At 69.4% G+C, this 25,744-nt stretch carries 22 protein-coding genes; 12 read left to right on the top strand and 10 right to left on the bottom strand.

Annotated elements, in window-relative coordinates; all coding sequences use genetic code 11:
• Positions 1 to 79: 79 nt before the first annotated feature.
• Positions 80 to 577 (bottom strand): MarR family winged helix-turn-helix transcriptional regulator, encoded by a 498-nt coding sequence (locus BLP83_RS00955; protein ID WP_176763955.1) that lies wholly within the window; start codon positions 575 to 577, stop codon positions 80 to 82.
• Positions 578 to 995: 418 nt separating this feature from the next.
• On the opposite strand from BLP83_RS00955, the gene BLP83_RS18545 reads away from it, so the two are divergent.
• Positions 996 to 2,207 carry an RNA polymerase sigma factor gene (locus BLP83_RS18545; protein ID WP_176763954.1) on the top strand — a complete coding sequence of 404 codons (1,212 nt, stop codon included), beginning with the start codon at positions 996 to 998 and terminating at the stop codon, positions 2,205 to 2,207.
• A gap of 27 nt (positions 2,208 to 2,234) precedes the next feature.
• Positions 2,235 to 2,954 carry an arginyltransferase gene (locus tag BLP83_RS00945; protein ID WP_091237738.1) on the top strand — a complete coding sequence of 240 codons (720 nt, stop codon included), beginning with the start codon at positions 2,235 to 2,237 and terminating at the stop codon, positions 2,952 to 2,954.
• Between the two features lie 65 nt (positions 2,955 to 3,019).
• On the opposite strand, the gene BLP83_RS00940 is transcribed toward BLP83_RS00945, so the two are convergent.
• Entirely contained in the window at positions 3,020 to 3,583 is a 564-nt protein-coding gene (locus tag BLP83_RS00940; protein WP_091237735.1) for an ECF-type sigma factor, read from the bottom strand.
• Between the two features lie 139 nt (positions 3,584 to 3,722).
• On the opposite strand from BLP83_RS00940, the gene mfd reads away from it, so the two are divergent.
• The 3 genes from mfd to BLP83_RS00925 all read left to right on the top strand — a co-directional run bounded on the left by mfd (position 3,723) and on the right by BLP83_RS00925 (position 12,503).
• Positions 3,723 to 7,196, top strand: a complete 3,474-nt coding sequence (mfd, locus tag BLP83_RS00935) for a transcription-repair coupling factor (protein ID WP_245679925.1) — start codon at positions 3,723 to 3,725, stop codon at positions 7,194 to 7,196.
• 526 nt (positions 7,197 to 7,722) lie between these two features.
• Positions 7,723 to 9,555 carry a PAS domain-containing protein gene (locus BLP83_RS00930; protein ID WP_176763953.1) on the top strand — a complete coding sequence of 611 codons (1,833 nt, stop codon included), beginning with the start codon at positions 7,723 to 7,725 and terminating at the stop codon, positions 9,553 to 9,555.
• The gene (locus BLP83_RS00925; protein WP_176763952.1) at positions 9,552 to 12,503 is read left to right on the top strand and encodes a CHASE domain-containing protein; all 2,952 of its coding nucleotides are present in this window, start codon (positions 9,552 to 9,554) and stop codon (positions 12,501 to 12,503) included. Before BLP83_RS00930 ends, BLP83_RS00925 begins: the two co-directional genes overlap by 4 nt.
• A gap of 183 nt (positions 12,504 to 12,686) precedes the next feature.
• Here the strand turns inward: BLP83_RS00925 and BLP83_RS00920 are convergent, their stop codons facing one another.
• Positions 12,687 to 13,259, bottom strand: coding sequence for a hypothetical protein (locus BLP83_RS00920; protein WP_091237724.1), 573 nt, complete (start codon positions 13,257 to 13,259; stop codon positions 12,687 to 12,689).
• Between the two features lie 343 nt (positions 13,260 to 13,602).
• Between BLP83_RS00920 and BLP83_RS00915 the strand changes: the two genes are divergently transcribed.
• Both BLP83_RS00915 and BLP83_RS00910 read left to right on the top strand, forming a co-directional pair.
• Positions 13,603 to 14,160, top strand: a complete 558-nt coding sequence (locus tag BLP83_RS00915; RefSeq protein WP_091237722.1) for a DUF3228 family protein — start codon at positions 13,603 to 13,605, stop codon at positions 14,158 to 14,160.
• 82 nt (positions 14,161 to 14,242) lie between these two features.
• Positions 14,243 to 14,854: a hypothetical protein gene (locus BLP83_RS00910; RefSeq protein ID WP_091237719.1), complete on the top strand. Its 612-nt coding sequence runs from the start codon at positions 14,243 to 14,245 to the stop codon at positions 14,852 to 14,854.
• 15 nt (positions 14,855 to 14,869) lie between these two features.
• Here the strand turns inward: BLP83_RS00910 and BLP83_RS00905 are convergent, their stop codons facing one another.
• Positions 14,870 to 15,667, bottom strand: coding sequence for an alpha/beta hydrolase (locus BLP83_RS00905; protein ID WP_143006509.1), 798 nt, complete (start codon positions 15,665 to 15,667; stop codon positions 14,870 to 14,872).
• 414 nt (positions 15,668 to 16,081) lie between these two features.
• On the opposite strand from BLP83_RS00905, the gene BLP83_RS00900 reads away from it, so the two are divergent.
• Positions 16,082 to 16,795: a hypothetical protein gene (locus BLP83_RS00900; RefSeq protein ID WP_091237712.1), complete on the top strand. Its 714-nt coding sequence runs from the start codon at positions 16,082 to 16,084 to the stop codon at positions 16,793 to 16,795.
• 208 nt (positions 16,796 to 17,003) lie between these two features.
• Positions 17,004 to 17,528, top strand: coding sequence for a CIA30 family protein (locus tag BLP83_RS00895; protein ID WP_176763951.1), 525 nt, complete (start codon positions 17,004 to 17,006; stop codon positions 17,526 to 17,528).
• Positions 17,529 to 17,625: 97 nt separating this feature from the next.
• Here BLP83_RS00895 and BLP83_RS00890 read toward each other — a convergent pair whose 3' ends face one another.
• The 3 genes from BLP83_RS00890 to BLP83_RS00880 form a co-directional block, all read right to left on the bottom strand.
• On the bottom strand, positions 17,626 to 17,940 hold the full coding sequence (locus tag BLP83_RS00890; protein WP_143006508.1) for a hypothetical protein: 315 nt from the start codon (positions 17,938 to 17,940) through the stop codon (positions 17,626 to 17,628).
• Positions 17,941 to 18,021: 81 nt separating this feature from the next.
• A complete protein-coding gene (locus tag BLP83_RS00885; RefSeq protein WP_091237703.1) occupies positions 18,022 to 19,764 on the bottom strand; it encodes a DUF2207 domain-containing protein in 1,743 nt (580 codons plus the stop codon).
• Positions 19,761 to 20,324, bottom strand: coding sequence for a LemA family protein (locus BLP83_RS00880; protein WP_091237701.1), 564 nt, complete (start codon positions 20,322 to 20,324; stop codon positions 19,761 to 19,763). The genes BLP83_RS00885 and BLP83_RS00880 overlap by 4 nt, the downstream gene beginning before the upstream one ends.
• A gap of 134 nt (positions 20,325 to 20,458) precedes the next feature.
• Here BLP83_RS00880 and BLP83_RS00875 point away from each other — a divergent pair, with 134 nt between their 5' ends.
• On the top strand, positions 20,459 to 21,541 hold the full coding sequence (locus tag BLP83_RS00875; protein WP_091237698.1) for a PA0069 family radical SAM protein: 1,083 nt from the start codon (positions 20,459 to 20,461) through the stop codon (positions 21,539 to 21,541).
• 92 nt (positions 21,542 to 21,633) lie between these two features.
• Here BLP83_RS00875 and BLP83_RS00870 read toward each other — a convergent pair whose 3' ends face one another.
• Both BLP83_RS00870 and BLP83_RS00865 read right to left on the bottom strand, forming a co-directional pair.
• On the bottom strand, positions 21,634 to 22,410 hold the full coding sequence (locus BLP83_RS00870; protein WP_091237695.1) for a hypothetical protein: 777 nt from the start codon (positions 22,408 to 22,410) through the stop codon (positions 21,634 to 21,636).
• 89 nt (positions 22,411 to 22,499) lie between these two features.
• Positions 22,500 to 23,084 (bottom strand): DUF5655 domain-containing protein, encoded by a 585-nt coding sequence (locus tag BLP83_RS00865; protein ID WP_176763950.1) that lies wholly within the window; start codon positions 23,082 to 23,084, stop codon positions 22,500 to 22,502.
• 121 nt (positions 23,085 to 23,205) lie between these two features.
• Between BLP83_RS00865 and BLP83_RS00860 the strand changes: the two genes are divergently transcribed.
• The gene (locus tag BLP83_RS00860) at positions 23,206 to 23,730 is read left to right on the top strand and encodes an SRPBCC family protein (RefSeq protein ID WP_091237689.1); all 525 of its coding nucleotides are present in this window, start codon (positions 23,206 to 23,208) and stop codon (positions 23,728 to 23,730) included.
• Between the two features lie 151 nt (positions 23,731 to 23,881).
• Positions 23,882 to 25,195 carry a hemolysin family protein gene (locus tag BLP83_RS00855; protein WP_091237687.1) on the top strand — a complete coding sequence of 438 codons (1,314 nt, stop codon included), beginning with the start codon at positions 23,882 to 23,884 and terminating at the stop codon, positions 25,193 to 25,195.
• Positions 25,196 to 25,246: 51 nt separating this feature from the next.
• Here BLP83_RS00855 and BLP83_RS00850 read toward each other — a convergent pair whose 3' ends face one another.
• Positions 25,247 to 25,681 (bottom strand): cytochrome c oxidase assembly factor Coa1 family protein, encoded by a 435-nt coding sequence (locus BLP83_RS00850; RefSeq protein ID WP_091237685.1) that lies wholly within the window; start codon positions 25,679 to 25,681, stop codon positions 25,247 to 25,249.
• Positions 25,682 to 25,744 lie beyond the last annotated feature (63 nt).

The following is a 25,744-nucleotide window of genomic DNA, read 5'->3' as shown; positions in this document are numbered from 1 at the left end:
GAGGCGACGCCATTGGCGCCGCCTCGCGATTCCATCTCGACGCGACCGGGCTTCCCGGCCGGGCGCATCGCTGTCGGGATCAGGCCGCCGGCAGCGGCGCGATCTTCGACAGCAGCTTCAGCAGGGTCTGGCGATCACGCGGCCCCAGCACTTCGAAGACCTTGTCGTCGGAGGCCTTGGCCACGTCGACCAGCTTCTCCAGCACCTTCAGGCCGCGCGGCGTCGCCACCAGGCTGTGCGCGCGACGATCGCCAGGCATCGGGCGACGCTTGACCTGGCCACGGTTCTCCAACTCGTCGACCAGAACGACCGCGCCGGAACGGGCGATGCCCAGCGCGCGCGCCAGATCGACCAGCTTCAGGCCCGGGCGTTCGGCCACGATCATCAGCGCCATCATGCGGGTGGGCGTGCTGTCGTGCGCGTTCAGCTGCGCGGCCAGAACTTCCGAAGCGGCCGACTCGGCACGGCGCAGGGACAGGCCCAGCAGTTCGTCCAGACGGGAGGTTCCCGCCGGCATTTCGCCGGCTTGGAGGTCAGCGGCTTCGTTGGCCGCGGCTTCTGCTTTTCGCTTGCTCATTATGTTCACCGATGGTTTTAGGTACGAAGGCGGTTCCGGAAGCCGTTCGCTCGCGAGCCCTGCGGCAACGTCAAGGATTTGGCCCGGCTTTCGCCTTGGGCTGCCCTTATGCACGATTCGTTCCATCCACTTCCGGATGGCACGTTCCGATGCATGCCTGAGGAATTACCTCAATGTGGTCGCACTGTTCCAAACGCGAAAGAGCGCGTTCAGGCGTCATTCGAGTTCCGCCGCATGTCGGCCGGGTGCGGTGGCCCTGCGTGACTTGCGACAGTCGCGCCGGCGAGATTCGGCAGCCCAGCAGCGACGCCCGGACGGCACGCTTGCCAGCGGAGCTCCGGCCGCCGAGCATGGCGGCCTGTCACACGGCGCCGGCGGCCACGTCCCGGGCTGCCGTCTTCCTCCTCGCTGGCTGCGCATGAACACCGAAACCCTGGACCTGGTCATCTCAGAACACCTGCCGCGCGCGCAGAATGGCGACCGCGCCGCTTTCGGGCGCATTGTCGCCGCCTGCCAGAATTCGATCTCGGCAATCGCGCTGGCCATCGTCCGCGATGTGCCCACCAGCCAGGACATCGCCCAGGACGCCTTCATCAACGCCTGGAACAACCTGCCACAGCTGCGCAGCTCAGGCAGCTTCCTGCCTTGGCTACGCCAGATCACCCGCAACCTCGCCCGCGACCACCTGCGTCGGCGCGCCAGCGAGAAGCGCTACAACGGCGACATGGACGACATCCTGGCGGTGGTGGCCGACCCCACGCCCGACGCGCCTGAACTGCTGTCGCGCCAGCACGAGGAGCGGATCGTCGCCGAGCTGATCGACGAGCTGCCCGAGGACACCCGCGAGATCCTGCTGATCTACTACCGCGAGGGCCAGAGTTCGAAGCAGGTCGCGCAACTGCTGGGCATGCAGGACGCCGCGGTGCGCAAACGCCTGCAGCGCGCCCGCGACTCACTGCGCGCCGACATGCTGAAGCGGATCGGCGAGTTCGCCTGCAGCACTGCGCCAGGCGTTGCCTTCACCGCACTCGTGGTGGGCGGACTGTCGATGGCGCCCGGCGCCGCGATGGCGGCGACGGCAGCCGGCGGCCTGTTCGCCAGCAAGAAAGCAGGTCTGGCGGCCGGTGGCGGCAGCAAGGGCCTGTCAAAACTTCTCTTCGGCGGCGCCAGCGCCGGCAAGGGCGCGGGCAAGCTGCTGATCGGCGCTGCCGGCAGCGCGCTGTTCGCCCTGGTCGCCGGCATCGCCGGCGTGGTCTTCGGCGTGCGCCGCTACTGGATTACCGCCATCGACGAGGAGGAGAAGCGCTCGCTCACGCGCTACTCCGCGGTCGCCATCGCCGTGGTCGTGCTGTTCGCCGCCGGCATGTTCTTTGCCGGCCTCGAGGGCGATCCGGTGGCGCCTGGCATCGTGTTCATCGTGATGATGGCCGCCGTGGGCGCCATGAATCTGCTTTGGCTGCCGCGGCTGCTGGAGCGTCGCCACGAAATCGAGCGTCGCCGCGACCCCGGCCGCGCCGAACTGGAACGCATGGAGGAGCGCCGCTATGCGATCTGGAGCATGCTGGCGGGCATGCTGCTTGGCCTCGTGGCGCTCGGCATCGGCCTGCTGACCGCCACTCCAACCGGCTGAGCCCCACTCCACGGAACACCTCGCCGCATGACCGCCGCCGGCTCGATCCGCATTTACCAGACCGCCGAACACGCCTGCGGCTACTGGCCCGAGCGGCGCGCACGCGACATCGTGCTCGACCCCGACAGCCGCGCCCTGCCCACGGTCTACCCGGCGGCGCTGGCGCAGGGCTTTCGCCGTTCGGGGGGGCATGTGTATCGGCCGCAGTGCGCGAGCTGCATGGCCTGCGTGCCGGTGCGCATCGATGTGGCGGCCTTCCTGCCCAACCGCAGCCAGCGGCGCTGCCTGCAGCGCAATGTCGATCTCCGCTTGGTCGATTCGCCGCCGGAGCGCAGCGACGCGGTATTCGCGCTGTACCAGCGCTACCTGCGCAGCCGCCACCCCAAGGGCGGCATGGACGAGCCGCGCCCCGAGGACTTCGACGGCTTTCTCTCGGCCCCATGGAGCCCGACGCGCTTCCTGCGCTTCGAGGGCAAGGACGGGCGGCTGCTGGGCATCGCGGTCAGCGATCTGCTGCCGAACGGACTGTCGGCCGTCTATACCTTTTTCGAACCCGACGAGCCGGCGCGCAGCCTGGGTACCTGGGCCATCCTCCAGCAGATCGAGTGGGCACGCGAACTCGGCCTGCCTCATGTCTACCTCGGTTTCTGGCTGCAGGGCCACCCCAAGATGGACTACAAGCGGCGCTTTGCCGGCCTTGAGCAGCTGCGCCATGGCGATTGGGAAGCACTGCCGCCCGAGGGCTGAAACCGCCGGGTCAAGAGGGTTGCCAAACGCTGCTGCCCGCGGCTCGGCAGGCTACGGTCGAGGGCTCAGGACTGCATGCGATCACGCAGGAAGGCGCGAGCGAAACGCAGGTCACGGTTGACCGTGGCCAGCGACACGCCCAGCACCTTGGCGACCTCCTCGTGCTCGAGCCCGACGAGGTAGCTCAACTCGACCACATCGGCCTTGCGCGGATCATTCGCGCGCAGCTCCAGCAGGGCCTCGTGCAGCGACTCCGCCACGCCGAAGTCAGGGGCAGGCTCGCTCTCGGCGGCACGGAAAGTCACCCGCAGCTGACCACCGCCATGCTTGGCCGCCAGCTGCTTGCGACCCATATCGCAGAGCAGGTTGCGCATGGCCACGGCGACCGTGCGGAAGAAGTGCACGCGGTCGACCCAGTCGACGTGCGCTTCCAGCAGGTTGATGACCAGCTCATTCGCGAGTTCGGTGGGCTCGATGCCGTTTGCCGGATTCGCACGCAGTTTGTTGGCGGCGAGCTGGCGCACGCGGTCATAGACAATTTCCAGCACGGCCTCGGCCGCCGGCGGCTCGCCGGCGCTCCACGCACGCAGGAGCCGGGTCAGCTGCTGGCGGTCGGTATCGTTGCCCATGGCGTGGTCTGCAGAAGGACGGCCGGCGAAGTCTAGCGCGACCGGCCTGCACACTTCGCCCCGGGCAGGCGGGTCTAGAATCACGGGTTTTCCCGCGCGCAGCGGCCTGCCATGGCCCTGCCCCCGCCCGGATACCGCATTGAACGCCCCGACAACCGCTCCCGCCCTGCTCTCCCCGCCCCTGCCGGCTGCCGGCCAGCAGCGTGCCTACTGGCGCGCACCTGCCAGCCCGAGTGCGCTTGCGCTGGCCGTCGCCGAAGCCGCCAGCCGCCACAGCGGCCTGCTGATCGCGATCACCCGCGACAGCTTCCATGCGCAATCGCTGGAAGCCGAGCTCGCCGTGTTCGCGCGCGGGCTGCCGGTGCTGCATTTCCCCGACTGGGAAACCCTGCCCTACGACCCCTTCAGCCCGCACGCCGAGATCGTCAGCCAGCGCATCGCCACGCTCTACCGCCTGCCCGGCGTGCAGCGCGGAGTGCTGGTGGTGCCGATCGGTACGCTGATGCAGCGGCTGGCGCCGGTCAGCTTCATCAGCGGCAGCTCGCTGGTGGTGAAGAACGGCCAGCGCCTCGACCTCGATGCCGAGAAGCTCAGACTTCAATCCGCCGGCTACCGCAACGTGCCGCAGGTGCTGGACCCGGGTGACTTCGCGGTGCGCGGTGCCTTGCTCGACATCTTCCCCATGGGCAGCCCCGAGCCGTATCGCATCGAGCTGCTCGACGACGAGATCGACTCGATCCGCACCTTCGACCCCGAGAGCCAGCGCAGCCTGCACAAGGTCACGGAAGTGCGCCTCTTGCCGGCACGCGAGTTTCCGCTGGACGAAGCCGCCTCGAAGCGCTTCCGCGCCACGCTGCGCGAGCGCTTCCCGATCGACCCGCGGCGCTGCCCGCTCTACCAGGACATGAAGGAGGGCGGTGCCGCCGCCGGCATCGAGTACTACCTGCCGCTGTTCTTCGACGACACCGCGAGCCTGTTCGACTACTTGGGCGCCGATGCGCTGTGCCTCTTGGGCGAAGGCGCTTTGGATGCGGCAGACGCATTCTGGAAACAAGCCAGCGAGCGCTTTGAGCAGCGCCGTCACGACATCGAACGCCCGCTGCTGCCGCCGGAGGAACTTTTCCTGGCGCCGGAGGCCCTGCGCCAGAAGCTCAACGGCGTGCGCCGCATCGAGGTCTGCGGCAGCGCGCATCCGCGCTTCAACGAAGCCCTGGAGTTGGGCGATGCGCCCGCGCCGGCCACGCCGATCACCCGCCAGAACGAGCCCAGCGGTAGCGCGCTGCGCAGCCTGCTGTCGAGCTACCCAGGCCGGGTGCTGATCGCCGCCGACTCCGCCGGCCGGCGCGAGGCATTGATCGAGCAGCTCGGCGCGCTGGATCTCAAGCCGGCCACGGTGGCCGACTGGTCGGCCTTTGCCGCCGCCGACGGCCCGCGCTACGCCATCACCGTGGCGGCGCTCGAAGACGGCTTCAGCATCGTCGAGCCCGCGCTGTGCGTGTTGACCGAGCGCCAGCTCTACCCCGAACGCGCCGCCCAGCCGCGCCGGCGCAAGCGCGCGGGACGCGAACCCGAGGCGATCATCCGCGATCTGGGCGAGCTCGAAATCGGCGCGCCGATTGTTCACGAGGATCACGGCGTCGGCCGCTACCGCGGGCTGGAAGTGCTGGACGTCGGCGGCAGCAAGACCGAGTTCCTCGCCATCGAGTACGCCAAGGGCGACAAGCTCTACGTGCCGGTGGCGCAGCTGCATCTGGTCAGCCGCTACGCCGGCGCTTCGCCGGAGATGGCGCCACTGCATTCGCTGGGCGGCGAGGCCTGGGAGAAGGCCCGGCGCAAGGCCGCCGAGAAGGTCCGCGATGTCGCCGCCGAGCTGCTGGAGATCCAGGCAAAGCGGCAGGCGCGACAGGGTCTCGCGATCGACATCGATCGCCCGCAGTATGAGCAGTTCGCCGCCGGCTTCCCCTTCGAGGAAACCCCCGACCAGCTGCAGGCCATCGAGGCCGTGCTGACCGACCTGCAGTCCAGCCTGCCGATGGATCGCGTGGTCTGCGGCGATGTCGGCTTCGGCAAGACCGAGGTCGCCGTGCGCGCGGCGTTTGCCACCGCGATGAGCGGCCGCCAGGTGGCGGTGCTGGTGCCGACCACCCTGCTGGCCGAACAGCACTACCGCAACTTCCGCGACCGCTTCGCCGACTGGCCGATCCGCGTCGAGGTGCTGTCGCGCTTCAAGACCGCGAAGGAGATCAAGGCCGAGCTGGAGAAGCTGGCCGAAGGCAAGATCGACGTCATCGTCGGCACCCATCGCCTGCTGCAGGCCGACGTCAAGTTCAAGGACCTCGGCTGCGTCATCGTCGACGAAGAGCAGCGCTTCGGCGTGCGCCAGAAGGAAGCGCTCAAGGCCATGCGCGCCGAGGTGCATCTGCTGACGCTGACCGCCACACCGATTCCACGCACGCTGAACATGGCCATGAGCGGACTGCGCGATCTCAGCATCATCGCCACCCCGCCGGCGCATCGTCTGGCGGTACAGACCTTCATCGCGCAGTGGGACGCCGCCCAGCTGCGTGAGGCCTTCCAGCGCGAGTTCGCGCGCGGCGGCCAGGTCTATTTCCTGCACAACGAGGTCGACAACATCGAGCGCATGCAGCGCGAGCTGCTGGAGCTGGTGCCCGAGGCGCGCATCCGCATCGCCCACGGGCAGATGCCCGAGCGCGAGCTGGAGCAGGTGATGCTCGACTTCCACCGCCAGCGCTTCAACGTGCTGCTGTGCACGACGATCGTCGAGAGCGGCATCGACATCCCCAGCGCCAACACCATCATCATCAACCGCGCCGACCGCTTCGGCCTGGCCCAGCTGCACCAGCTGCGCGGCCGCGTCGGCCGCAGCCACCATCGCGCCTACGCCTATCTGGTCATCCCCGACCGCAAGGCGATCACCAAGGATGCCGAGAAGCGCCTTGAAGCCTTGGCCTCGCTGGAGGAACTGGGCGCAGGCTTCACGCTTGCGACCCACGATCTGGAAATCCGCGGCGCCGGCGAGCTGCTGGGCGAAGGCCAGAGCGGCCAGATCGCCGAAGTCGGCTTCAGCCTCTACACCGAGCTGCTGGAGCGCGCGGTGCGCAGCATCAAGCAGGGCAAGATCCCCGACTTGGACGGCCACACCGATCACGGTGCCGAGGTCAGCCTGCACATCCCGGCGCTGATCCCCGACGACTACCTGCCCGACGTGCACACGCGGCTCACCCTGTACAAGCGCATCGCCAGCGCCCCACACCGCGACGCCCTGCACGAGCTGCAGGTCGAGATGGTCGACCGCTTCGGCCTGCTGCCCGATCCGGCCAAGCACCTGTTCGCGGTGACAGAACTGAAGCTCGACGCCACCGCGCTGGGCATCAAGAAAGTGGAGATGGGCGAACGCGGCGGCCGCGTGCAGTTCGAGAAGCAGCCCAAGCTCGACCCGATGAACATGATCAAGCTCATCCAGGGCCAGCCGCGCGTTTTCGCGATGGAAGGGCCGGACAAGCTCAAGCTCAAGCTGGAGCTGCCGGATGCGCCCTCGCGACTGCGCGCCGCGCGCGATCTGCTGGCGGCGCTGGGAGGGAGAGCCGCATGAACCCGGCCTTGCGGGCTTGCGGACTCATGGCGCTGACTTGATCGCGCCTGCCCGCGACGGTTGATCGAGGAGGTATAGGCCGGCCCCTCGCTCGTGCCGCAGACAGACGCCCTCCGCGTGGTGCGGACGACCCTCGACGGCCGCTGCCGTGGGGTCCAATGCACGGGGGGCTGGCTGGAGGACTCCAACTTGAGTTCAACATGGGCGCAACGGTGCGCCTCGCACTCTGGCTTGAGCGAATTGCGCACCTGCGGAGCGACACGTCAGGCTGCTTGCGAAGCGACCTCGGCACATCGGCTGCGCTGTCCTGCAGGGCGTTCTGTTCGATCGCCCCTTGGACGAGGGCGCCGCGCGCCTGCGGCCGTCGTCAAGGCGTGACGGCACGCCGATTGCACCTCAGGCCGGAAGCCGCCCGCCGGGCGGAGGGATGCGCGCCGCCGGAACGTCCGCCACGATGCCCTCAACGCCTACTCCGCCCGGTTCCCGCCCCGCTCGCTTCAGCATTTCCCTGCCGTTCGCGCTGCTGATGATGTGCCTGGCCCTGGGGGGCGCCTGGGTGCTGGGCTCACGCGCAGAGCAGCAAGCCGACCAGGAGTTGCGCACGGAGCTGACGCGCGTGGCGGGCAACCGCGCCGAAGAACTGACGCGCACGCTTCGGCAGCTGCGCAGCGAAACCCTGCTGCTGATGGATATGCCGCCGGTGCAGGGCATCGTGCGTGCATCGCAGCACAAGGGCGTGGACCCGCTCGACGGCTCGACGCTCGAGGCTTGGCACAAGCGGCTTCAGCACATCTTCTCGGCCTACGCGGCCTCGAACCCGCTGGTCTCGCAGCTGCGCCTGATCGGCGTCGACCATCAGGGCCTCGAGCTCGTCCGGGTGGAGCGCGACGGCGATCGCATCAGAGTCGTCGCCGCGGAAGACCTGCAGGCCAAGGGCGACCGAAGCTACCTGCAGCGCGGGCTGCAGATTCCGGCAGGCAGCGTGTGGGTGGACGGCCCCTCGCTGAACCGGGAACACGGCGTCATCGAGACCCCGCATCGCGCCATGCTCCGTCTGGTCAGCCCGGTGCGCGGCGACGATGACCGCACCTTCGGCGCAATCGTCGTCAATATCGATGCGGCGCTCTGGATGAACTCCGCGCTGAGCAACCTGCCGGCCGGCTTCGAGATCTTCCTGAGCACCGGCGCGGGCGATTTCGTGGTGCACCCCGACCTGGGCAAGACCTACGGCTTCGACCTCGGTCGCCCGCACCGCTGGCGCGATGAGTTCGCGCTGCTGGCGGGCAGCTCGCGGGCGGACGACGAAGTGCGCGTGCAGCGCTGGCAGCGCCTTCAGGACGCAAGCGAGCACTGGATCGCCACGGAACGGGTGATGCTGTCGCCCGAGCTCGGCGACTCCGGCCTGCTGGAGCTCAGCATCGCCGCGTCAACAGCATTGATGGATGCCGCCCGTCAACGCAGCCGGGCGGAAAGCCTGAAACTCGCGCTGTTGATGCTGAGCCTGGCCGGCGCCGGGGTCCTGCTGTTCCAGCGCGGCGAACGCAGGCTGCGCGATCTCCGCTTCGCACAGGCGCGACTTGCGGCGATCATCGAAAGCTCGCAGGACGCCATCATCGGTGAGTCCCTCGATGGCATCGTCACCAGCTGGAATCGCGGCGCGGAGCGTCTGTTCGGCTGGCAATCAAACGACATGCTGGGGCAGTCCACCGCGCGTCTGCTGCCGCCGGAACTGGCCGAGCAGGAGGACAAGATCCTGGCGTCGATGCGCGCCGGCAACGCCATCGAGAACTTGAAGACCGAACGGCTGCACAAGGACGGCCGCAGACTGACCGTCCTCATGACGCTTTCGCCGGTCAGGGATGCGGAGGGACGGGTGGTTGCCGCCGCCAGGATCGTGCGTATCGAGGCACACGCATTGAGAGAGGTGGCGGCGATGTCCGGCTATCCACGCCCCCAAAGCGCGGACGCGGAACTTGAGGCGCGCTCCGCTGCCCCCGAGGCCAATGCTCTGCGACTGCAGCACGCCTGCGAGGCCCTTTCGCCCCCGATAGAAGCGCCCATCGATGCATCGACCCGGCTTCTGGGTGAGCTGCGTGGGCCGGCCCTGCCCTCGCGCGGATTGGCGACCGGCGAAGCGAGCGGCAGCCCCTGGGACGCACTGCAAGCCTGCATCGACAGTCTGTCGGAAGGCCGGCTCGACGCCTTGAAACCGCTGCGCCGCCTGTGTCAGGCGCAGGCGCACACGCCCGGATGGAGCGCGCTGATACCTCTGGCCGAAGCGCTGGACATCGAGGCGCTGCGACGCGCCGCCGCCGAGCTGCAGGGCTCCACGAACTCGAAAGGCGACACCCCACGATGAGAGCATCCGAGATCGCGCCTTGGCTGCGCCATCCCCTGCCCTGGCTGCTGCTGTTGGGCGGCGTGCTGAGCGTGCTCGGCATGCGCTGGCACGAGCAGGCCCGAACGCAGGCGATCGACCGCGCGCTCGACGAGGCCGCGACCCGCGCCGGCGACGAGGTGCTGCGACGGATGACGCTCTACCAGTACGGCCTGCGCGGAGCCCGCGGCACCGTGGTGATCGCCGGCGAGGCCGACCTCGATCACGCCACCTTCCTGCGCTACGCCAAAACGCGCGATGTCGATCTCGAATTCCGCGGCGCGCGCGGGTTCGGCTTCATCCGTCGCGTGCCACCCGAGCAGCTGGCGGCCTTCGTGGACCGCGCCCGCGAACAGCGCCCGGACTTCGCGGTGCGCGAACTCGCCCCGCACGAGGGCGAGCACTTCGTCATCGAATTCATCGAGCCGGTGGCGCGCAACCTGCAGGCCGTTGGCCTCGACATCGGCTCGGAGGCGAACCGCCGCCATGCCGCCGAGCGCGCAATGCGCGAGGGCCGCGCCATCGCGACCGCACCGATCACCCTGGTGCAGGCCAGCGGCGAAACCGCACAGGGCCTGCTGGTGCTGATGCCGGTCTACCGGAGCGCCAGCACCCCCGACACGCTGGACGAGCGCGAACGTCTGGCCTTCGGCTGGAGCTATGCTCCCCTGCTGATGAGCGAGGTGCTGGACGGCATCGTGGCACAGCTGCCGAACACCCATCTGCGCGTGATCGACGAAGCCCATGCCGCCACGAGCGGCTCACGCGCCCCCCTGTTCGAATCCGCGATGCCGGTGTCCGAGACCGCCCAGCGGGCCAGCGTGCAGCGGCTGATCTACGGGCGCAACTGGATCATCGAGGCGCGCGCAGCGGCGGGCTTCGCGGACCCGCTCAACCTGGGCAGCCCGCCTCAGACCCTGGTGGCGGGCCTGCTGACGACGCTGCTGCTCGCCCTGCTTGCACAAGCCGTACATCAGTCGAAACAGCGCCGGCGCGAGCTTGGACTGCAGCAGCAGCGCATGGCGGAGATCGTCGACCACGCGTCCGATGCCATGTTCGTGGAAGCAACGGACGGCCGTATCGCTGCCTGGAATCCCGCGGCGGAACGCGTGTTCGGCGTCGAGAGCGGACGGGCGATGGGGCGCTATCTCAGCGACTTCGCCCGCGTGATCGATCAGCCAGGCTTGGAGGTCGGCGCAGACGCGCTGGAGAAGAGCATCGACCTCAGCGACGGACGTCGGATCGAGGTGCACTTCTCGCGCAACCCCATCCTCGACACCAAGGGCCGGCCCGCGGGCTATTCCTGCATCGTCCATGACGTCACCCCGCGCAAGGAAGCCGAGCGCAAGCTCCGCCACTTCAACGCGCGTCTCGAAGCGCTGGTCAGCGAACGCACGCGCGAGCTCGAATCCATCCGCCGCGAGCTGCAGCTGGTGCTGGACTCGGTGCCCCTGCTGATCGCGGCCTGGGACCGCAGCCTCTGCTGTCGCGTCGCCAACCGCGCGAGCGCGGACTGGTTCATGGCGGCCGACGCGACCCTGGTCGGTCTTCCGATGGAGCGCATCTGGGGGCCCGCCTTCACCCAGGACATCCGCGGGCATGTGCTCGAAGCGCTGGCCGGGCGCGCGGCCGATTTCGAGATCGAACTTGAGGCCGCGGCGGGCGCGCCGGCGCGCCGCACCCAGTGGCGCCTGCTGCCGGAGCGCGATGCCAGCGGCGTTGTCGGGGTGCTGGCGGTCGCGATCGACATCACCGAAATCACCGAGCATCGCAACGCGCTGGAACTCGAGCGCGCGCGCCTGGCCGAGACGGCAAGGACCCTGCAGAGCGTGCTGCGTGCAGCATCGGAGGTGTCGATCATCGCCACCGATACGCAGGGGCGGATCATTCTTTTCAATGCCGGCGCCGAGCGCATGCTCAACTACCCGGCCGATGCGGTGGTCGGGCAGCTGTCACTCACCGACCTCATCGACGCCGACGAGCTCGCGCGCCTCTCGGGCGAACTTCAGAAAGCGCACCCGCAGGCTGCCGATGCGTTCCGCGCGCTCGTTCTGCGCGCCGAGCTCGACGGCGCCGAGACCCGCGAGTGGCATTACCGCAGGGCCTGCGGTGTCCTGGTCGAGGTCTCGCAAACGGTGACCGCCATGCGCGAGTCCTCCGGCGCCATCACCGGCTACCTCAGCGTGGCGCGCGACATCACCGAAAGCCGACGCGCCGAACAGGCCAAGAGCGCCTTCGTCGCCACCGTCAGCCATGAACTGCGAACGCCTCTGACGGTGATCACCGGCGCCCTGGGTCTGCTGGCGAGCGGCGTGCTCGGCGCGCTGAGCGAAGACGCCCTGGAGCTGCTGAAGTCCGCGCAAAGCAACAGCAAGCGCCTGGGCCTGCTGATCAACGACCTGCTGGATGCCGAAAAACTGGCCAGCGGCCTGCTCGTGCTCAACCCTGAGGCATTGGACCTTGCCTCCGCGGTAGAGGCCGCAGTGGACAGCACCCGCGACTATCTGTCGGATCGCGGCGTCGACATCGTGCTGAACGCCGGGGACGGCACGCCCCAGGCGCTGCTGGATCCGCTGCGCTTCTCGCAGGTGCTGGTCAACCTGCTGTCGAACGCGATCAAGTTCAGCCCCCCCGGCAAGCCCGTCGAGGTCCACTGGACCCGACAGGACGAGGCCATCCTGATCGGCGTGCGTGACCATGGGCCGGGCATCCCGGAAGCCTTCCGCGCGCGCGTGTTCCAGCGCTTCGCCCAGGCTGACACCACCGACCATCGCAACTCCTCCGGCACCGGACTGGGCCTCGCGATCAGTCGCGAGCTGGTGGACCGCATGGGCGGTCGCCTGTGGTTCGAGGACGCCGAAGGCGGTGGCACCTGCTTCTGGATCCGTTTCCCGCTGCTCGCGACGCCGACGCCGGCCTCGACGGGCTGAGTCTCCGCACGCTTCGATCGCGAACGAATTCGCGGCACAGCGTTGCGCCGGCGGCACCACGCCCTGTCGACGCTCGCGCCACCGCGCTGAGCGCTGCCGGCGGACGCAGAGCGGGCGCCACCGCCCGCTGCCGGCGCTGGCCGGCACGGCGGCGAGGCCACAGGAGCCGGCCGGCATCCGCGCTCAGCGCAGGCCAGCCCGAACCAGCCGTCCCTCGTGCAGTTCGATCACGAGCGTCTCATTGCCACCGGCGGAATACAGCCACTGCTGATGGCGCAGGTCCTTGGCTTCCTCACCGTGTCCACGTTGATCAACCAGAGCCACGCCCAGATCGATGCGCTGAGCCGGCAGGCCGCAGCGGTGCACCACTTCGCCGACCGACTGGCTGCGCTTCAGGGCGGCCAATGAACAGTCGCCGGGCTGCGCGGGGCCGCCGCGTCTTTCAAGGGTGTCGATGGCGACGATGCGGCCCTGGCGAGAGCGCACGCGGAACAGCAGGCTGCCCTCGCCGAGGTCGAAGTAGGCCTCGTTCCACTCGATGCGCTGGCGCAGGCTGCGGTGGGCATCAAGGTCGACGTAAGCGATCTCCTGCCAGCGGTCCACGTGAAAAGGCGCGCCGCAGAGCCGCGGCGCCTCGGACGCCCAATCGCCCAGCTTCAGTACGCGCCCGTTGCAGCGCTGCAGGTCCATGGCCGAAGCGGTCGAGATGAGCGCGAGAAGGCCGAGCAGGAAAATCGGACGGGAAAGGCGATTCATCAAAGGCTCCAGCGAGGAAAGGCAGGGGTACGCAAGACGGAGCATGGACCCGAGACAGAGGCGAAAGTTTGCCACTGTCTCGGCGTTTGCACCGACGCCCATCCACGATCCGAGGGCTGGAGACTGAATCGGCCCCGACAGCGCTCGCCCTCCATCGGACGGCCTTCGGGGATCGGTGGCCGCTCAAGCGTTTGTGCACCCAGCCAGAGGAGCGCCCCGAGCGCGCATGCGACGCGCAGGCCAGGATCACGTCTGCGCAGCTTTGCCGGGCCTGCGCAGGCCAGCGCTTCTCCACCGCTCCACGAGACGCTATAAGGCAGCGCCCCTTTGCGCCGAGTCACGCATGTCCATCGTCCTCACTGACTTCGCCCGCGCGCGCCTGTTCCCGCGCGATCGCCGCATCACCGCCATCCAGGACTGCACGCCGGAGCAGTTCGTCGAGCACCTGAACTCGCACGCGCCGCTGCAGGTGATTGCGGGCTATGCGCCCTTCTGTCAGCTTCACGTGCATCGCAACTGGACGTCCACCCGCGGCTCGGTGCTGCCGATCACCGAAGACAACCGCCACCGCCTGCGCAGCGCCTATGAAGCGCGCACCAAGGACGAACTGCCGGTGCTGGTGCGCTGGTTCGAAGGCATCGAGCCGCCGGTGGCGAACTACCTTGTCCCGATTCTGTACAGCCGCGAGCAGATGGCGAAGGAAGGCACGCCGATCCAGGCCGACTGGGGCATCGTCGGCTGCCTGTACACGATGGAGCCCGAAGAGATCCCCATGGTGCCGATCACCATGATGCGCAATGCGCTCGGCGTCGAAGAAGGCGGCTCCGGCGTGCCGCTGGACCGCGAGGCCTATCGGCGCAGCGTGACGTTCTGGGAGCGGCATGCCAACTGGCGGCCCTGACGCGCGCATGGGGTCGACGCCCGACTCGCATACCCCCGACGCGCGGCTCCCGGCGCGGGGCTGGCGCCCTTCCCGTTCGGCGATGCTGCTCCTGGCCGTGGGCTTCTGCGGGGGCTTCGGGGATTGGCTGTGCGGCGCGATCGGCCTCGTCACGCCGGTGCTGATGCTGGGGCCACTGTTCGCCCTCGCCGCAGTCGTGCTGATGCTGACTCTGCTGGTCGGCTGGCTGGGGCTCGCCGCCATGCGCGAGCGGCCGCTGCCGGTGTTGGGCCTTGATCTGCTGTGCCTGCTGCTGGCCGCGACGATCGCGACACAGGGCCCCAGCCTGCAGCAGGGTTTCGCTTGGCGTATTGCCGCGACACCCGAGGCGGACTGGCTGCAGTTGGCCGAGGATGCCCGCGCCTTGGCCAGCGCCTCCGCCGCCGATGGCCTGCTGCCCAAGCGAACGGGCTTCTACGAGAACCGCAGATTCCTGCCCGAGCTGGGCAAGCGCCACGCGTTCATCCAGCCGTGGCTGGATGCCCCCACCAAGCTGTTCATCACCGAGTCGGCGGTTGCCCTCGACTGGGGCAGCGGCCTGGCAGGGCCGATGATGATCGGCATCCATGTCGACCCGGTGAATGACGCCGACGCGCCGCATGCCCTCTACACCACACAGCGCATCCACCCCCGCGTCACCCTGACCTGGGAGTGAGCGCACCCGGCCCCATCAGCGGGTGCCCAGCACTCCAGCCGAGAGCGCCGCGGCATAGTCCGGGTGCAGGCCGATCGTGTTGTGGTCGACGCCCGCAAGCACCCGCAGCTCGGCCTGCTTCGGCGCAAAGGCGCGCTGCAGGGCAGCGGTCCGCTCGGGCCGTACCAGCCGGTCCTGCGCGGCCACCAGCAGGGCCACCGGTGCCCTGACCTCGGCCGCCGCCGCGGCGCTGTCGAAGCGGTCCGCCAGCAGCAGGTCCACCGGTATCCAGGGAAACTGTTCGGAAGCCACGCCCACGAGGCTGTCGAAGGGCGTCACCAGCACCAAGCGCGAGACGGCGCGGTGGCGGGCCAGTTGCATCGCAACACCGCTGCCCAGGCTGCGGCCAACCACCGCCACGCGCGCGTGCCGCGCGGCGACGTGATCGAACACGGTCAACGCGTCGGCGACGAGCGCCGCTTCGCTGGGCTCGCCGCCGCTGCCGCCATAGCCGCGGTAGTGTGGCAGGTAGAGCGCATGCGCCGGAAACGTCGCCGCCAGCTGCGGCAGGGTCAGCGAGACGTCTTCGGCGTTGCCGCCGAAGTAGATGAGGGCGTCGGCGCCGGCCCGCTCGCGCACGCTGAGCTGGATCGGCACGTCCTTCGACTGCAGCCAGGCCTCATGCGCGCCTGCAGCGAGCGCCCGCGGCTGCGGATGGTAGATCAGCGATCGCTGTGCACCGTAGAGCATCGCGCAGGCGGCGCCATAGGCCAGCACGGGCAGGATCAGCAAGGGCAGGAACCAGCGCACGCGCCGGCCAGGGTATCGGCTCATCCGGGCAGTCTACTGGCCGTGCCCCCCCCTCATGAAGACGCGCCCGCGAGTCGAGCGTCAGCGTGGCGGACCGCGCGTGCGAGCCCAGCGCCGTGGCTGCCGCCGCGCGGCCGAGTCCGATCGGACGGACCTCGGCAGAGCTTGCGCTCCCGGATCAAGGCATGAGCGCCCGTAGGGCGGCGGCCCCGACGGCGGTTGCGGCGCGCCGGCCGCACCTCCATCCGCTGGAAGGTCGAAGCGCAGGCAAGGCACAGTCGGCAGCGCATCGGACGGCCGCCTCCCTTCGGATTGAGCCCAGCCCTCGGATTGAGCCCGGCCCTCGTCGGCCGCGCGCAGCCGCGGCTGCACAGGCGCCCCGCTGTCGCGAAACGCGTCCGCGTGCCGTACTTTTGCGATCCGCACAGGAGACTCCCCATGCGCATCCGTCCGAACTCCCCTTTCGCCCCCCTGCTGCTGTTGGCCCTGTTCAGTGTTCCCGTCACCGAGGCCCGCGCCGAGGGCGTGCGCTGGGCGCTGTGCGAACTCGACGCCGGCTGCCGCTTCTGCACCTTGCCGATCACCCACGTGCAGGCCGATCTCGCGCTGTCGGCCCTGGGGCTCATCGGCGACGCCCCCGGCCACACGGTCACGGTGTTCCGCAATCGTGCGGGCGAGTGGACGTGGTACTACGACACCCGCCGTCCTCCGGCTGAACTGCACGCCTACTTCGGGGGCGAGGCTGCCCCGTCGGAGGGTGCCTGCCCGGCGCTTCCGGATGCGCTGCAGCCGCGCGACGGTCGCTGGTCGCTCACGCTCGCGCCGGCACGGTCGAAGAACTGCCCCGCGGGCCTCGATGCGCAGCTGCAGTCGCAGCTGCCGCTGCCGAGCAGCGGCGACGTCCGCTTCGAGCGCCCCTTCGATGCACGCGCCACCCTGCCGGGCGCCGCCTGGGTCCCGGTGGCCCCGAATCGGCTGGTCGGCGCTGTCGCCCCCGCAGGTTCGGACGGATTGCGCGGCACCTACGCCCTGGAAGTCGTCTCCGAAACAGCCATGCGCGGCGAGCTCAAAGTGGTCGCACCGATTCCCGGCCAGGCGAACTGCGAAGTGCAGGTGTCCTTCGACTACCGCCGTGAGGATGCTGCGCCTTGAATGACCGCCGCCGTGCGCGCGGGCGCTGGCCCGGCTCGGCGGGGAGGGGCTGAGGCTCGCTGCCGCCCGCGCACGTTTCTTTGGCGGGCAGGGGCGCACAGTCGCGCGCATGCCCGATGACGCCGCTCTTCGCCCCAGACGCCACCGATCCCTCGCCTGCAATCTATGCACGCTGGCGCTGCTGGCGCAGGCGCTGGCCACTCACGCCATGGCTCAAGACAGTCCGCTGCTGCTCGATGACTTCTCCGACGCGAGCGGTCGCGCGTCGATCGGTACGCGCTGGCAGGGTTTCAGCGATCGCGTGATGGGCGGGCTCTCGCACCTGCAGGCGGGCTACGTCGAGGATGCCGGATCGCGACACCTTCGCATGGTCGGTCGCGTGCGACTCGAGAACAATGGCGGCTTCATCCAGGTGCGCCTGCCACTGGCAGCCAACGGCGGCGACTTCGACGCCAGCGCCTTCCGCGCGCTGCGCGTGGAAGTCCGAGGTGAGCCCGGCGCGTACTGGATCCATCTGCGCAGCGCCGACACGCGATTGCCCTGGGCCTACTACCGGGCGCCAGTCGCGGTGACCGCTGACTGGCGCCCGCTGGACCTTCCCCTCGCGAGCTTCGAAGCCGTTTCAACCACACGCCCCTTGGATGCGCGGAGACTGCGCTCCGTCGCGCTGGTGGCCTACGGCGAGGCCTTCGACGCCGACGTCGAGTTGAGGCGGCTCGAACTCTTGCCCTGAGGCTCTACGCCCGTTCAGCACCCGCTCCTCCGCAGCGCCCGAACGAGACAGGACGGAGCACCCCTCCGCGACGCGTGTCCGTCCGCAGTCGGCCTTCTCACCAGGGCTGGAACTCTGCCAGCAGTGCGCGACGCTTCAGCCGATGGGCGAAGCGCGCCTGCACGCGCGGCTCCGACAGCAGGCGGCCTAGCCACAGCCAGCTGAGGATGGCGGAAGACAGCGCCAGCACACCAAGGCCGGCGCCCCCCTGCGACAGGAAGAACGCGAACCATGCGCCCAGGGCGGCCGTGAGCCACAGCCAGCAGCGGGCGTCTTCGCGCAGGGTCTCCCGCAAGGCCTCCAGGCTTTCTTCGCGACTCACCGCGGCACCCAGTTCAGGGTGGATCGGGCTCAGGAAATCGAAACGTGACATGACCACCTCCGTGTGGGTTGGCCTGGGCCAGACGCGGCAGCCTGCGCCGTGTGACCCACGGCGCGAGGGTCGCCCGGCAACTCATCGCCCACCACCGCCACCACCGCCTCCGCCGCCTCCGGAAGATCCGCCGCCACCGCCGCCGGAGCTGCTGCCCGGCGGGCTGCTGGCCGAGGCGATCGAGCTGTTCAGGCCCGTACCGACTGCCTTGGCCAGGCTGCCGATGTCGTTGAAGCTGCCGCCGCGGTACCAGCGGATCGACTCCGTCGCCGCGGCCGCCGCCGCCGCACCCACGGCCGCGGTGAACTTGGCCGTCCAGGCCTCTTCCACGTCGAGCGCGATGGCGTAGGGCAGCAGGGCCTCGTAGCGTTCGGCATCGAGCCGCGGCGGCTGGTCGGGGCCGGACATCGCCGCCAGCTCATCGCGCTCGGCCACCTTCAGGTACAGCTTCAGGCCTTCGATCTCGTCGAGCAGCCTGCGGCCCTGCGCGGTCGGCGCCTTGACCAGCCAGGCGAAACCGATCACCACCACCAGCATCAGCACGCAGACGCCAATGATCGCCGGCTCGCCCGAGCCGCCGGCGCTGAGGAAGGCGATCACCGCGCCGCAGACTGCGATCACCACGGCCAGCACCGTGTCACCCGTGTTGTTGTTGAAGTGGCTGCGGTGCAGGCGCTTGTGCAGGGCGCGGGCGTGCTCGAGCATCGCCGCCTGCATGTGTTGCGCGGTGCTGCTGCTCTTTTTGAGCTCCAGCTTTGCGCGCCCCGCGGGCAGCAGCTTGCCGAGCAGGCTGCGCACGGTGAAGGGCAGACTCTCGTCCACCGCGACGGGCCCGCGAGACAGGCTCCAGGTGTCGCCGAACATCAGGCCCTTCTCGCGCTCGATCTCGGCCGCACCGGCCACCGCACCGGCCAGCAGATCGGCGGTGAGGCAGCGCGGGTCGTAGCTCATGCGCTTGAGATAGCGAAGTTCGCCCGGCGAACGCTCCGCCGGTGGCTGATAGCGGGCGATGACCACGCCGGCTTCGGGATCGCGCCCGACCGCGCGCCAGCGCCAGACGCACCAGGCCAGCAGCACGCCGAGCGTGGCCAGCGCGACCAGCAGGCCGCGATTGTCCTGCAGCAGCCAGCCGACGCGCTCTGTGCGGGTGGGCGCAGCCACCAGCCCCTTGGGAAAGCCCAGCGCGATGGTCAGGCCTTCGCCCGGCGCCAGCGGTGCCGTCAGCGTCCAGCGGGCGATGCCCGGCGAGACCACCTCGCCGCGCGCATCGCTACCCTTCGCGCCCTGCAGGCCGGTGTAGGCATCGAGACGCATGGTGCCGGGGTCGACCACCGCCGGCAGGCGCACCTCGACGCTGCCCTGCTCGATCGGGAAGGCCCAGCCGGTGCCGATCGCGTTCCAGTACAGCTCGTCATGGGCCTCGAAAAAGCCGAGCTGGCGGGTGGTGCGGTAGCGCAGGCTGAACTCGAACTCGCGCGGCAGGCCCGGCAGGAAGTCGTCGCCGCCGGTGTTGATGCGAACGCCGTTGTCCCTGCCTTCCGTGAACCACGGCTCGGGCTGGCCGTCACGCTCGACGCCCAGCACCTGCAGATCGACCACCACCGCATTGCCGTAGCGGTCGCGGTAGCGGGTCGGGAAGTCGCGGTAGATGCCGCGGCGGATCTGCTGGCCTTCCGCGCGCAGACGAATGTGCTCGGCGACTTCGATGCTGCCGTCGCTGCGAATGTCGACCTCGACGCGGTAGTCGAGGATGCGCTCCTGCGCGGCGGCCGGCAGCGTGCAGGCGAGCAGCAGCACTGCGATCAGAACGCGAAGCCCGCTCATGACAGCCGCACCTGCGCCGGCGCGCGCTCGCCCTCGCGGGCCTGGAAGAACTCGGCGCTGGCAAAGCCGCCGAGGCGCGCGACGAAGGTGTCCGGCAGCTTCTGGGTGGCGTCGTTGTAGTCGCGCACCGCGCCGTTGTAGAAGCGCCGCGCGTACTGCAGGTGCTCTTCGATCGCCGAGAGCGCCTTCTGCAGGGCCAGGAAGTTCTCACTGCTGCGCAGCGCCGGATAGGCCTCGCCCAGGGCGAAGACCTGACCCAGCGCCTGCTGCAGACGGGTCTCGACCTCACCCAGCGCGGCCGCGCCCTGCCCGCCGCTGACCTGCAGGCCCAAGGCCTGGGCGCGCAGCTCGCTGACCAGGGCGAAGGTGGAGCGCTCGTGTTCGGCCGCGGCCTGGGCCACGCTGACCAGCTGCGGCACCAGGTCATGGCGACGCACCAGCTGCACGTCGATGTCGGCCCAGGCCGTGCGCACCTGGTTGCGCAGGCGCACCAGCCGGTTGTAGGCGGCCAGCGCCCAGAGCGCGGGCAGGACCAGCACGAGCAGCAGGCTCCACAGCATCCCGGCATCCTCCTTTGGAACGTTCGCGGTGCACTGACCGCGCAGTATGCAATGCGTGACGGGGCGCAAAGCGCACGCTGCCGCGACGGGCGCAGCAGGGGGACATCCGGCGCCGGCGGCCGCACAATCGCCGCATGTCCGGCACCCCCATCAAGGGCCGCGGCGCGGCCAGCAATCGCGAAGGGCGCTTCGAGTCGGTGCGCGTCGAGGCCGAGGACGACGGCTGGCCGGGCGATGCCGAGGGCGAGGACCTCCAGCCCGCACGGCCGCGCACCACGGTCAGCGAGGAGCGCGCGCGCAGCATCCTGAGCCACAACGACTCGCCGGACATTCCCTTCGAGCATTCCATCAACGTCTATCGCGGCTGCGAGCACGGCTGCGTCTACTGCTATGCGCGGCCCAGCCACGGCTATCTCAACCTCTCGGCAGGCCTCGATTTCGAGACCCGGCTGTTCGCCAAGACCAATGCCGCCGCACTGCTGCGCGCCGAACTGGGCAAGCGCAGCCATCGGGTCAGCCCGATCAACCTCGGCGCGAATACCGACCCCTACCAGCCGATCGAGCGTCAGTACCGCCTGACCCGCGAGGTGCTGGAGGTGCTGCTGGAGACGCGCCATCCCTGCACCATCGTCACCAAGAACGCCGGCGTTGAGCGCGATCTCGATCTGCTGCGCGAGCTCGCCGCGCAGCGCCTGGTCTTCGTCGCGGTCTCGGTGACCACGCTCGACAATCGCCTCGCCGCCAAGCTGGAGCCGCGCGCCAGCGCGCCGCGTCGTCGGCTCGAGGCCATCGCCCGGCTCAGCGCGGCCGGCGTGCCGACCGGCGTGTTCGCCGCGCCGCTGATTCCGGCGATCAATGATCCCGACCTCGAGGGGATTCTGGAGCGCGGCCGCGCGGCCGGTGCGCTGTACGCGAACTACACCGTGGTGCGCCTGCCGCACGAGGTGAAGGATCTGTTCCGCGAATGGCTGGAACTGCACTTTCCGCAGCGCGCCGCGCACGTGATGAACCTGATCCGCGACATGCGCGGCGGCCGCGACAACGACCCGCGCTTCGGCGCGCGCATGCGCGGCGAGGGCGCCATCGCCAAGCTCATCCACGCGCGCTTCGAACTGGCCCGCAAGCGCCTGGGCTTTCTGCACCGTGACCAGATCGAACTCGACTGCAGCCGCTTTGAGCCGCCGCGCGCCGAATCCGCGCAGGGCGAGCTGTTCTAGCGCGCCGCGCACCGCCCACCGTTTGGGAGGAGCCCAGTCGCCGCACGCATTCGCAGGGCCAGCCGCGATGCGCGGCGCCGAACGCGCGGGGATCAGTACACGCCCGACTTCAAGCTGCGCCCGTCGGCAAGCGTGATCTCACGCGGCAACCATTCGACGCTGAAGCGCCCGGGCGCACCCGCCACGAAGGCCCGCTCCTGCTCACTGATCGCGCGCTGCTGCACGCAGTCGAAGTCGCGAACCTCGTGGGCCGTGAGCGGCTGCTGCGCGCTGATCTCGAAATAGCAGAGCGACAGCCCCAGCGGGCTGTCCCGATCCCGCGCGCGCAGGGTGCCGGCCAGATGCACCACATCCTGGGCGCTGCGATTGCGCACGCGCAGACTGAGGCGCATGCGCTCGCCGCCGCCCTGGATGCGCGGTCCTACAGGCTTGGCCCCACCGACTTCCGAGCCGCTGCCGCCGCGACGCGTGTCAATGCTGGCACGCAGGATTTCAACGCTGACGAGCGCGCGCAGCGGCGCCAGTGCGGCCTCGCGTTCGCTCTCCCTGCCCTGCTGCGCGACGGCCTCCTGCGCTAGGCGCGCCTCCCACCGTTTCTCCAGCTCGATGGCCTCGGCGAAGGTGCGCGCACTGAAGGGCATGTCCGGATCGCCCATACCGGCCGGCAGGTAGTCGCCATTGCTGCGCTTCACGTAGGCCTCGACCCGCGCACGATCTTCGGGCGCCAGCCTGGCCAGCGACGCTTCGACCGAAGACAGGTCCGTGCTGCCGAAAGGCAGCTCGGTGCGCAGCGGGTCGCGGCTGCAGCGCGCCCCCCAAATCACCACCGCGAGCAAGGCGAGTACCAGCAAAAGATTGCGTGCAGTCATTCCCGTCTCCGTGACGGCGTGATCGAGTTTGCGCAAGTGCCGACGCGCTTCGCGCGCGCTGCTGCGGGCTGACAGGCCGTGCGGCGTACTCAGCCCGCACTGGCATAGGCGAGCCGGATCCAGCCAAGCAGTGCCTCGTCGATCTCCGAAGCCTCGGCGATGCGCGTAGTGGCCTGGCACATTCCGCCCGGCGGCAGCACCTTGAGCCGCGCATCCTCGGGCAGGGCCCGGCAGTTCAGTCCGATCTCGATCTGCTTGGCCGTTGCCGGGCCAACCATGGCGAACTGCTTCTTGCGGCGCAGACTGAGATAGGACTTCTTGGGCGCGATCTCGAACTCACCCAGCGCCCCCAAGCGGGTCATCAGCGCTTCGTGCAGCGGTCGCAGGCCGGCCTTGTTGCCGGCATAGAGCGCGTCGAGCGGATCGCCTTCCACCCTGGCCACCGACTTCGGCGCAGGGCCGTCGAGCACGGGCAGCGGCTTGCCCTGCAGTGAGACCACGGTATTGGCGTCTCCGTAGCCCAGCCCGAAACGCTCCATCAGCCAGCTGCGCTTTTCGCCGTGCTTGCTGAGCCCGCACTCCTGCAAGGCGGCATACAGCTGCTCGAGAGAATGCCCGCTGCGCGATTGGATGTTTTTCAGCTGGGTGATGAGGGCAGCGGCGGGATCGGCCATGGGAGTCTCCATCAGGACTGGCCGCGCGAGACTGCGCCCGCCGCACGGGGATACGCAAGGCTCGCTTGCCAAATGCCCGAGCGCAGCTTCCAATCACCCGATCGCCACGTCCGGAATCCTCATGCGCGATCAAGCTCTGTTCCTGCTGGCCTGTCTTGCTCCGGGGCTTGCGCCGGCTGAGGTGCTGTCCTCTTCCGCCACCGGCTTCGTGCTCGAGCAGCGCATCGAGGCGCCCGTGAGCCCGGAGCGCAGCTGGCAGGCGCTGGTCGGCGAGGTCGATGCCTGGTGGCCGCGCGACCATACCTGGTGGGGGGCGGCCTCCACGCTGAGCATCGAGCCCCGGGCGGGCGGATGCTTCTGCGAGCATGCAGGCGCGCGATCGGCGGAACATCTGCGCGTGGTTTTCGTCGACGCACCGAACCGGCTTCGCCTGCTGGGCGGGCTGGGCCCGCTGCAGGGCATGGGCCTGCAGGGTTCGCTGGAATTCGACATCGCCCCCCGCGACGACGGCGGCAGCACGATTCGCATGCGCTATACGCTTGGCGGCTACAGCGCCACCGATCTGTCGGAGTTCGCGCCCGTGGTCGATCGCGTGCAGGGGCAGCAGCTGGAGGGGCTGCGCGCGCATCTCGAAGCCGAAGGCTGAGAGCCCCCGGCCCCAAGGCCTGCGGTCGCGCGCATGCAGCACACGCCCGCAAACCGCCGCTTGCGGAGGGCGCGCTTGAATTCACCGCAGCCAGCCCCCAGCCCTGCGGGCTGTGCCGGCATTTGCCTGCGCGCCTGCCATCGGACAACTCATGGAACTGCTGATCCTGCTTGGCCTGATCCTGCTGAACGGCGTGTTCGCCGCTTCGGAGATGGCTCTCGTTTCCTCGCGCAGCGCGCGCCTCGCGGCCCGCGCCCAGAGCGGCAGCCGTGGGGCACAGGCGGCGCTGAAGCTCAGCGCGGATCCGTCGATCTTCCTGTCGACCGTGCAGGTCGGCATCACCACCATCGGTATCTTGAGCGGCGTTTTCGGTGAGAACGCGATTGCCGAGCGCCTCATCGGAGTCTTCGAGCAGATGCCGCTGATCGCCGCCCACAGCGAGCTGCTGGCTACCATCTGCATGGTCATCGTCGTGACTTACTTCCAGGTCGTCATCGGCGAGATCGTCCCAAAGCGACTGGCCCTGCTGGCGCCGGAGCGTTTCGCCAGCTTCGTCGCGGCACCGATGAGCCTCCTTGCGAAAATCGCGCACCCGCTGGTCAGCCTGTTCAGCCTGTCAAGCAACCTGCTGTTGCGCTTGCTCGGCGCCAACCGCAGCGATGAGCCGGCGGTCAGCGAGGAGGAGATCCGCACCATGATCGCCCAGGGCGCAGCCAGTGGCCTTTTCAAGCCAGTCGAGCAGACCATGGTCGGCAACGTGTTCCGCCTGGACGACATCGAGGTGCGCGCGATCATGACCCCGCGCGTGGACATCCGCTGGCTCGACGTCGAAGACCCCCACGAAGTCAACCACGCGGTGCTGCGCGAGGGCCGCCATCAGACCCTGCCGGTGGCTCGCGGCAGCCTTGATGAGGTGCTGGGCCTGCTGGACGCCAAGGACTACCTCGCGCGCTGCCTTGAGGGCCAGCCGCCTTCGCTGGAAGTCGCCCTGCACCCGCCGGTCTACGTGCCCGAGTCGATCAGCCCCTTCCAGCTGCTGGAGACCCTGCGCCGCAAGCGCAGCCATCTGGCCTTGGTGGTCGACGAGTACGGCAGTATCGAAGGCCTGGTCAGCCTGACCGACCTGCTCGAAGCCCTGGTGGGCGAGTTGCCGGAGCGCGGCGCCGAGCCCGGCGATTCGGCCGTGCAGCGCGAGGACGGCTCCTGGCTGATCGACGGCATGCTCGCCATCGACCGGGTCGAGGAGTTGCTGGGTGGCGATCTCAGACTTCAGCGGGACGAGGCCGATGTGCACACCCTGGGCGGCCTGGTCATGCACCTGCTTGGCCGGGTGCCGCAGGTTGGCGCGATCGTCGAGCTGCCTGGACTGCGCATCGAGGTGGTCGACATGGACGGCAACCGCGTCGACCGCCTGCTGCTGTCGCGCAGCGCCACGCCCGCGGTGCCGTCCGACTTCGATTGCTGAGCAGCGCTCTGCAGCGCCGGGCAGGACGGCGCTGGTTTCTCCCGCGCAGCGCTAGCGCGCTTCGAAGCGCAGATCGATCGGTGCGCCGCCGCCCGCGGGTACCACCTCCATGCGCGCGTAGACCCAGTCGTCGGCGCCCTCGGGCAGATCGGCACGGACCTCCAGCACGGCCTCGCCGCGGGGCCCTTGCAGGGGAATCGACAGCCGTGCATCGCCACGACCCTGATGGTCGATCTCGATCCGGCCCTGCGGCAGCCAGCCCGCCTCCACCGGCTCCCCCAGCAGGGCGCGCACCTCGGCTGAGGCCTGCGCACGGCGCAGCGGCTCCTGGTAGACCTCGGCTTCGCCAAGCGCGGCATCGACCAGCCAAGCCAGGCCGGCAGCGCCGGCGCCGAGCAGCAGCAGGAGCACGAGGCAACCCGCAGGGATCCACCACAGCCAGCGCCGCCCGCTGCGGGATGGCGCGTCGTTCAAGTGTGCTGCCATGCCGATCTCCCGATCGCCGTCACTACAGCCTAGGCAGGGTCGCGGCGATCACGCGCCTGGCCG

This window comes from Aquimonas voraii, assembly GCF_900101825.1.
GTDB classification, from domain to species: domain Bacteria; phylum Pseudomonadota; class Gammaproteobacteria; order Xanthomonadales; family Xanthomonadaceae; genus Aquimonas; species Aquimonas voraii.
Note: the sequence above shows the minus strand (reverse complement) of the source record. Positions and strands in the feature narration are given on the sequence as shown.

Excerpts from the sequence above, each read along its gene's own strand:
- BLP83_RS00945 (WP_091237738.1), top strand. The coding sequence starts at position 2,235 with ATGACCGCCGCCGGCTCGATCCGCATTTACCAGACCGCCGAACACGCC.
- BLP83_RS00920 (WP_091237724.1), bottom strand. The coding sequence starts at position 13,259 with ATGAATCGCCTTTCCCGTCCGATTTTCCTGCTCGGCCTTCTCGCGCTC.
- BLP83_RS00910 (WP_091237719.1), top strand. The coding sequence starts at position 14,243 with ATGCTGCTCCTGGCCGTGGGCTTCTGCGGGGGCTTCGGGGATTGGCTG.
- BLP83_RS00940 (WP_091237735.1), bottom strand. The coding sequence starts at position 3,583 with ATGGGCAACGATACCGACCGCCAGCAGCTGACCCGGCTCCTGCGTGCG.
- BLP83_RS00880 (WP_091237701.1), bottom strand. The coding sequence starts at position 20,324 with ATGCTGTGGAGCCTGCTGCTCGTGCTGGTCCTGCCCGCGCTCTGGGCG.
- BLP83_RS00850 (WP_091237685.1), bottom strand. The coding sequence starts at position 25,681 with ATGGCAGCACACTTGAACGACGCGCCATCCCGCAGCGGGCGGCGCTGG.
- BLP83_RS00855 (WP_091237687.1), top strand. The coding sequence starts at position 23,882 with ATGGAACTGCTGATCCTGCTTGGCCTGATCCTGCTGAACGGCGTGTTC.
- BLP83_RS00870 (WP_091237695.1), bottom strand. The coding sequence starts at position 22,410 with ATGACTGCACGCAATCTTTTGCTGGTACTCGCCTTGCTCGCGGTGGTG.
- BLP83_RS00890 (WP_143006508.1), bottom strand. The coding sequence starts at position 17,940 with ATGTCACGTTTCGATTTCCTGAGCCCGATCCACCCTGAACTGGGTGCC.
- BLP83_RS00900 (WP_091237712.1), top strand. The coding sequence starts at position 16,082 with ATGCGCATCCGTCCGAACTCCCCTTTCGCCCCCCTGCTGCTGTTGGCC.
- BLP83_RS00930 (WP_176763953.1), top strand. The coding sequence starts at position 7,723 with ATGATGTGCCTGGCCCTGGGGGGCGCCTGGGTGCTGGGCTCACGCGCA.
- BLP83_RS00905 (WP_143006509.1), bottom strand. The coding sequence starts at position 15,667 with ATGAGCCGATACCCTGGCCGGCGCGTGCGCTGGTTCCTGCCCTTGCTG.
- BLP83_RS00895 (WP_176763951.1), top strand. The coding sequence starts at position 17,004 with ATGGCTCAAGACAGTCCGCTGCTGCTCGATGACTTCTCCGACGCGAGC.
- BLP83_RS00885 (WP_091237703.1), bottom strand. The coding sequence starts at position 19,764 with ATGAGCGGGCTTCGCGTTCTGATCGCAGTGCTGCTGCTCGCCTGCACG.
- BLP83_RS00915 (WP_091237722.1), top strand. The coding sequence starts at position 13,603 with ATGTCCATCGTCCTCACTGACTTCGCCCGCGCGCGCCTGTTCCCGCGC.
- BLP83_RS00875 (WP_091237698.1), top strand. The coding sequence starts at position 20,459 with ATGTCCGGCACCCCCATCAAGGGCCGCGGCGCGGCCAGCAATCGCGAA.
- BLP83_RS00955 (WP_176763955.1), bottom strand. The coding sequence starts at position 577 with ATGAGCAAGCGAAAAGCAGAAGCCGCGGCCAACGAAGCCGCTGACCTC.
- BLP83_RS18545 (WP_176763954.1), top strand. The coding sequence starts at position 996 with ATGAACACCGAAACCCTGGACCTGGTCATCTCAGAACACCTGCCGCGC.
- BLP83_RS00860 (WP_091237689.1), top strand. The coding sequence starts at position 23,206 with ATGCGCGATCAAGCTCTGTTCCTGCTGGCCTGTCTTGCTCCGGGGCTT.
- BLP83_RS00865 (WP_176763950.1), bottom strand. The coding sequence starts at position 23,084 with ATGGCCGATCCCGCCGCTGCCCTCATCACCCAGCTGAAAAACATCCAA.
- BLP83_RS00925 (WP_176763952.1), top strand. The coding sequence starts at position 9,552 with ATGAGAGCATCCGAGATCGCGCCTTGGCTGCGCCATCCCCTGCCCTGG.